Origin of the sequence: Candidatus Magnetobacterium casense (assembly GCF_019173545.1) — a bacterium.
GTDB lineage: Bacteria > Nitrospirota > Thermodesulfovibrionia > Thermodesulfovibrionales > Magnetobacteriaceae > Magnetobacterium > Magnetobacterium cryptolimnobacter.
Genome location: NZ_JABXWD010000202.1, coordinates 1 through 6,404, shown reverse-complemented (window position 1 = coordinate 6,404; position 6,404 = coordinate 1). Strand labels below are relative to the sequence as shown.

The window sequence follows — 6,404 nt, the reverse complement described above, 5'->3', positions numbered from 1 at the left end:
GGTGTTGGAGGCCACCGGTGTCAGGATACTGTCGCGCATCACAGGTAATGCTACCTTCAGGGAGCTAACCTGGGCACACCATGCGAGACTCAACGTCCTTGTGTGCAGCCGTGCCCTTATAAACGTGGCCAGGCAGATGGAGCTCCGCTACGGAATTGCCTTCGTAGAGGTATCCTTCTACGGCAAGAGCCAGATGCAGAGGGCAGTTGAGGCTATTTGTGAGGGCATGGAAAAGGCCGCAGGAGCAAGTGTCAGCCTTGACCTCAACCGCTCTGTGGTGCATCAGCAGGCTGCACGGTGTCAGGAACAGTTGTTTAAGTATCAACACCTGGCGGGCAAAAAGGCTGTGGTATACACCGGTGGTGTCAAGAGCTGGTCGATCGTCTCTGCCCTGATAGACCTTGGCATAGAGGTGGTTGCCGTTGGCACAAAGAAGAGCACTTATGAGGATGAGGAAAAGATCAAGGCCATACTTGGCAACGACGCTCCGTTAGTGGAGGATACAACCCCCAAGAACCTCCTTGCCCTGGCAAGACAGAGGCGGGCCGATATGCTGATAGCAGGTGGGCGCAACCTCTACCTCGGCATCAAGGAGGAGATACCGTTTGTGGATGTCAATCAGGAGCGGCACCGCCCCTATGCCGGCTTTAGCGGGCTTGTCAATCTTGCACAGGACATCTCCCGTGCCATTGGGTTTTATGACAGGTTGAGGGCGGGACGTGGCAGTGGTGCCCAGGTAAATGTTATCTCTTCCGGCAGTATGGTGACTAACAGGGAGCGTCCTGGAGCAAAAAACAACGTGGTCATAAACCCGTTAAAACACTCCATGTCCATAGGGGCGGCAATGGCCATGCAGGGAATAGACAGGGCAGTGCCTCTGATTCATGGGGCACAGGGATGCACCTTCCTTGCCAAGGTGCTGCTGACAAAGCACTTCAGGGAACCCATTGCCCTTGCAAGCACGAAGCTCTTTGCAGAGGACGTCATAATGGGAAGCGATGACAATCTCGTAAAGGCAGCGGGTGAGTTGGCACAGAGGCAGCAGCCTGATGTGATAGGCATATTAAGCAGTGGTCTGACCGAGATCAAGGGTGATGACCATAAGGCCACCATAAAGGCCTTACAGATGAAGCACAGCGGCTCTCTGTTTGTCTATGTTTCCACGCCGGACTTTCAGGGAGGACTTGAGGACGGCTACAGGGCGGCCATCGAGGCCGTTGTGGACTCCTTATCTCTGGAAGGTTGTAGCTCCGGTACAGCAGGCAAGTTGCAGGTAAACGTGATAGCTGGTCACTTTCTGACCCCTGCGGACTTCACTGAGCTAAGGGATATGATAGAATCGTTTGGGTTGCATCCCATATTTCTGCCTGACCTCTCTGCCCTTGACGGGAGCAGGCAGGGGGTCTCACCGCTGGCCTTGGGCGGGGTCACCCTGGATGAGTTAAGGGCTATGGCAGGTTCTGTCCACACACTGGTTATCGGTCAGGGACTTCAGGGGTGTGCCGAGTTGCTCAGGGACAGATGCGGGGTCGATTACACGGTGATAAAAGGGGTGAGCGCATTGGCTGACGTTGACCACCTTGTGGAGACTCTTGGCGCCTTAAGCGGCAGGGAGGCCGCAAAGTCACTACAGAGGCAGCGCCGTGTGGTGGTTGATGGGATGAGAGACGCACAATTTTACTTTGCGGGCAAGAGGGTGTGCGTTGCCCTTGAGGTTGGACATGCCGTGTCGGTATCGAGGCTCCTGGGTGAAATGGGTGCAGATATGCCCCTGTGTGTAATTCCATCCAACAGCTCTGGTGCAAAGGACATAGAGGCTGAACGGATAATGGTTGGAGACCTGTTTTCTGTAAGCGGGCAATTCGATCTCTTGATCTCAAACTCCCATGCCGGGTATACCGCTGATGAACTTGGGACTGGTCTGTATCAACTGGGGTTTCCGTTGTTTAATTTCCTTGGTGTAAACAGCAGACTTACATGCGGCTACAGGGGAGCATCAACGAGATGGCAAACATAATGACTCAGCGACCCCACCCCTGACCCCTCCACTAAGGGGAGGGGAAGAACCAGACAATACCGCTGGGGGAGACAAGCCCAGCGACTGTAAGGAGCGATCCGATTTTAAACGTAGGGAGGTTTAACGATGATCAGAGTGGCATTTGCTACAACAGACGGTAGTGTGATTAACGAGCACTTTGGGCGAAGCGGGATGTTCTCAATCTACGAGATTGACTCAGAGGGCTATGGTTTCGTTGAGACAAGGGTCTTTGCAACCAGGAGCGCATCTTGAGCCGGGGGCGGCTCGCCCCTCCTGGAGCGAAAAAGAACCAGGAGCGCATCTTGAGCGCCCCTCCTGGAGCGACAAAAAACATGGAAGGGACAAGGCTGTAGAGGACACCAGGGGCATGGGACAGATACACGATGAGGTCGTCCAGGATAAGGTGGAGGCTCTGTCGGATTGCAAGATATTGTATGTGACAGAGATAGGGGGGCCGTCGGCGGCAAGACTGGTGAGACAGAACATGATGCCGGTAAAGGTAAAGGCAGAGATAAAGATAGAGGATATCCTCAGGGAACTCCTTGAGAGGATAAGGACATCGCCACCACCCTGGTTAAGAAAGGCGCTGCAGGTGGATTGATTATACGTTGAGCAGTTACAGATAAATAAATCTAATGCAAAGGAGTATGATTATGAAGATGGTAAGGGCATTTATACGGCCAGAAAGGGAACACGACGTTGTGTTGGCTCTTGAGGGGGCCGGGTTTCCATCATTGACAAAGGTGCCTGTCTTTGGCAGGGGTAAACAGAAGGGGCTATCGATTGGGGCGGTGCATTATGATGAGCTGCCAAAGACACTCTTGATGCTTGTGGTAAAGGATGATGATGTGCAAAGGACCATTGACATAATCACGGATATCTGTCGAACCGGGTTCATAGGAGACGGTAAGATATTCGTTAGCCCGGTGGAGAGGTCATATACCATAAGGACAGGGGAGGAGGAGCTATGAAAGAGGTCATAGCAATAATCAGGCGGGATAGACTGCCCGATACAAAGCGCGCCCTGGAGGAACTCAACTTTCCTTCCCTGACGATACAGAGCGTGGATGGCAGGGGCAAGCAGAAAGGCAATGTCTACGCGGCAATGGATACAGATGTAGCAGATGACACCCCTGCATTGGTGAAGTTAAGGCCAACGTCATCCACATACGCCCTTGAACACTCTCTGCCCAAGGCGGTGCTGTACGTGCCAAAGAGGATGATAACGATCGTTGTACCCTCCGAGGTTGCTGACAGGGTGGTTGAGACCATTATCAAGGTCAACCAGAGTGGGCAACACGGCGATGGCAAGATATTTGTGTGTCCTGTCGATGGCGCTATACGCATAAGAACCGGCCAGAGCAGCACAGATGCCATATAAATCAGGCCATTTAAGCTGGGACCTAAACTATCAGAAGGAGCTTTATGGTACAGGTGGTGGGTTATACAAGAGGTGGCAGGGTATGGGTACCACGTTTCTTAGAGTCTATTGACGCCGAGAGGTGTATTGGCTGTGGACGGTGCTACAAGGCCTGTAGTCGCAACGTACTGGAACTGATTGACAACCCGTTTGAGAAGGAGGACGAGTTTGGCGATGACATGGGCAATAAGGTCATGTACGTTGCCAACCCGGAGGATTGCATAGGATGTGGGTCGTGCAGCAGGGTTTGCACAAAGAAATGCCACAAGCATATTACGCTTTAGAGGTATCCTCTAAAAAAAGCAAAGACTTCGTAGGAATCAGGTGCGACCTGTAGCGCAAAAGAAGGGGTCAAGGGGGCTGGCCCCCTTGCAGGGGGTTCTGAAGGGGGGCGGAGTCGCCCCTTTCTTTCTTGCCTTAAAGGCAGAAAACTCTAAAAACAGGTATGAACGACCTGGAGCGGCAAAAAAAAGGAGATTCGATATGAACGGAGAAGTTTCAATACGAAGGCACCCGTGTTTTTCAGAAGAGGCCCACACTAAGTTTGGGCGCATACATCTGCCGGTGGCACCGGCGTGCAATCTCACGTGCAGATACTGCGTTGCGTCAGAAAGTATGACTGTGCCAACGAGACAAGACCAGGGGTAACGAGCAGGGTCTTGACCCCCTATGAGGCCTTCGAAAGGGTTTCGATATTGATCGAGCGGGAGTACAATAAGATATCGGTTGTGGGGATAGCCGGTCCCGGAGACTCGCTGTTTAACGAGGCAACCTTTACAACTCTGGAGCTCATTCACAGGGAGTATCCTCACCTTATGCTGTGCGTATCCACAAATGGGGTGCTTCTATCTGATAGACTACAGTGGCTGATTGAAGCAGGTGTAAGCTCCATCACGGTTACCATAAATGCGGTGAGGTCTGAGACGGCAGAGCGTATCTATGCACGGGTCTCATACGGGGGCAGACACTATTCTGGCATGAAGGGTGCGGAGTTGATTGTCACACGGCAATGGAACGCTATTGATATGGCGGTTGAAAGCGGGTTGTTTGTAAAGATTAACACCGTGTTGATACCTGGCATAAACGACCATGAGGTGGTTTCAATCGCAGCAGAGGCAGCCAGGAGAGACGTCTATATAATGAATATCCTCCCGCTTATACCGCAGGGTGAATTTAAGGATATCCACAGACCCGGCAGTGAGGTTGTTCGGGGGCTAAGAACAGAGTGCAGTTTCCACATCCAGCAGTTAAACCACTGTAAGCAGTGCAGGGCTGATGCCGTTGGATGCCTCGGAGAGGACAGGGACATGGAGTTTGAGGTCCTCATGTCGCAACTTGGACAGGAGTACTGTGAGACTATCTGAAGATATAGAGGAGGAATAATTTTATGGAAAGAGGGTTTGACGCTGAGGAGCTAGAGAGATACAGGAGACAATTAATGCTTGAGGGCTTTGACCATGAGCACCAGCAGAGGTTAAAGTCCTCAACTGCACTTATTGCCGGCGTTGGCGGGTTGGGAGGGACGGCTGCGGTTTATCTGGCCGTTGCCGGTATCGGAAAGATGCACCTGGTGCATTATGGAGACCTTACTGTCTCAAACATGAACCGGCAAATACTAATGAGACACTCGGGGGTGGGCACAAGCAGGGTCGTACAGGCAAAACAGACGATACAAGAGATAAATCCCGATGTCGAAGTTGAGATATTCAACGAGCGTATAACGCAAGAAACCATAGGGCAGCGTCTGTTGCCCTGTGACATTGCCCTGTCGGCGCGGCCTAATTTCCACGAAAGGAGGATTCTGAACCAGGCATGTGTCAACCTCGATATCCCATTAACAGAGGGGGCAATGAACGGCATGGAAGGTTACATGTTCAATATTATCCCAGGCAAGACGGCATGTCTGAACTGTATATACCCCGAGGACGACCCCCGGTGGCAAGAACTGGGGTTTTCGGTCCTTGGCGCAGTCTCTGGCACGCTGGGGTGTCTCATGGCCATTGAGGCGGTGAAGATTATAACCGGCTTTGGGACTCCTTTGCTTTCGCACTTGCTTATGTTTAATACCTTCGATATGACATTTAAAAAACTTGTTACCAGGAGAAGTGAACACTGTAAGGTCTGCAATAATAAAAACAAACTAACCACTATGGGGTAACATCATCTGCTGCTTTGCCAAGGTGTTCAACATACACATTCACGGTGAAATCGTTGGATACCCTGGCATTATAAATATACACAACAACACAGTCTGCCGTCTCCACGCAAGCAGCACTAAATATCTCCGCAACAATACCCCTCACACCAAAATCCGTTAATATATCGATATTCGGTCTCTAATGCTTTAAAGAAGCTACTACCTAAGCACTGTATATCAAAGATGCCTTTTATCGGCATCCTTGTTACACACTTCTAAACGTCATGGGTAAAGCGATTTATCTCCTCCTGCGCGAAAACTTCATCTTCCTGCGCAGTTTCTTATGCTTGTGCTTGGACATCTCCTGCAAGAAAAAATCGTTTGAAAAAATACTTGATCAAAATTAATCCTATGTAGTATGCTAAAATATTGTCTTTGAAAATATATGGAGAGTGGGTTATGGGCGATAATTTTACTTCTTTAAGCAATGATCCTGTCGAAAATGCTCTTCTATCTCTTGCAATTGAAGGGTGGCGGTTTAGTCGTGCATTTTTACGTTTAACTAGTAAGATAGAAGTTAGTGAACAAAATAGATATGTTAGCCAATGCCGCTATTTTCAGAAACAAATAGAAGAAAAAGTCGGTGAGATTGGATATAAACTTGTAAATATTGAAGGTCATCCGTTTGAACCAGGGATAGCCGGGTAGCACCCCAAACAACCGTGGTCATGCAGCCACCGCCATTGTTTGGTTTTGTAGGTGCCTGGGTGGTCGTCCTCGTCGTGGAGGATCAACCCATAACGGCAACG

Annotated in this window: 9 protein-coding genes; all 9 read left to right on the top strand. The window is 50.5% G+C overall.

The window, feature by feature from the left end:
- A partial coding sequence (gene nifN, locus HWQ67_RS11200; RefSeq protein WP_218252772.1) for a nitrogenase iron-molybdenum cofactor biosynthesis protein NifN occupies nt 1-2,017 on the top strand: 2,017 nt, incomplete at its 5' end.
- 126 nt (nt 2,018-2,143) lie between these two features.
- The gene (locus HWQ67_RS11195; RefSeq protein WP_218252771.1) at nt 2,144-2,290 is read left to right on the top strand and encodes a NifB/NifX family molybdenum-iron cluster-binding protein; all 147 of its coding nucleotides are present in this window, start codon (nt 2,144-2,146) and stop codon (nt 2,288-2,290) included.
- The gene (locus HWQ67_RS11190; protein ID WP_218252770.1) at nt 2,268-2,639 is read left to right on the top strand and encodes a NifB/NifX family molybdenum-iron cluster-binding protein; all 372 of its coding nucleotides are present in this window, start codon (nt 2,268-2,270) and stop codon (nt 2,637-2,639) included. Before HWQ67_RS11195 ends, HWQ67_RS11190 begins: the two co-directional genes overlap by 23 nt.
- A gap of 52 nt (nt 2,640-2,691) precedes the next feature.
- The gene (locus HWQ67_RS11185) at nt 2,692-3,009 is read left to right on the top strand and encodes a P-II family nitrogen regulator (protein WP_255317239.1); all 318 of its coding nucleotides are present in this window, start codon (nt 2,692-2,694) and stop codon (nt 3,007-3,009) included.
- Nucleotides 3,006-3,419, top strand: coding sequence for a P-II family nitrogen regulator (locus HWQ67_RS11180; RefSeq protein WP_218252769.1), 414 nt, complete (start codon nt 3,006-3,008; stop codon nt 3,417-3,419). The genes HWQ67_RS11185 and HWQ67_RS11180 overlap by 4 nt, the downstream gene beginning before the upstream one ends.
- Nucleotides 3,420-3,463: 44 nt before the next feature.
- Complete coding sequence (gene fdxB / locus HWQ67_RS11175) at nt 3,464-3,742, top strand: ferredoxin III, nif-specific (RefSeq protein ID WP_218252768.1); 279 nt, start codon at nt 3,464-3,466, stop codon at nt 3,740-3,742.
- Nucleotides 3,743-4,033: 291 nt separating this feature from the next.
- Nucleotides 4,034-4,822 (top strand): radical SAM protein, encoded by a 789-nt coding sequence (locus HWQ67_RS11170; RefSeq protein ID WP_218252767.1) that lies wholly within the window; start codon nt 4,034-4,036, stop codon nt 4,820-4,822.
- Between the two features lie 23 nt (nt 4,823-4,845).
- On the top strand, nt 4,846-5,616 hold the full coding sequence (locus HWQ67_RS11165; protein WP_218252766.1) for a HesA/MoeB/ThiF family protein: 771 nt from the start codon (nt 4,846-4,848) through the stop codon (nt 5,614-5,616).
- Between the two features lie 438 nt (nt 5,617-6,054).
- The gene (locus HWQ67_RS11155; protein WP_218252765.1) at nt 6,055-6,303 is read left to right on the top strand and encodes a hypothetical protein; all 249 of its coding nucleotides are present in this window, start codon (nt 6,055-6,057) and stop codon (nt 6,301-6,303) included.
- The last annotated feature ends 101 nt before the right edge of the window (nt 6,304-6,404 follow it).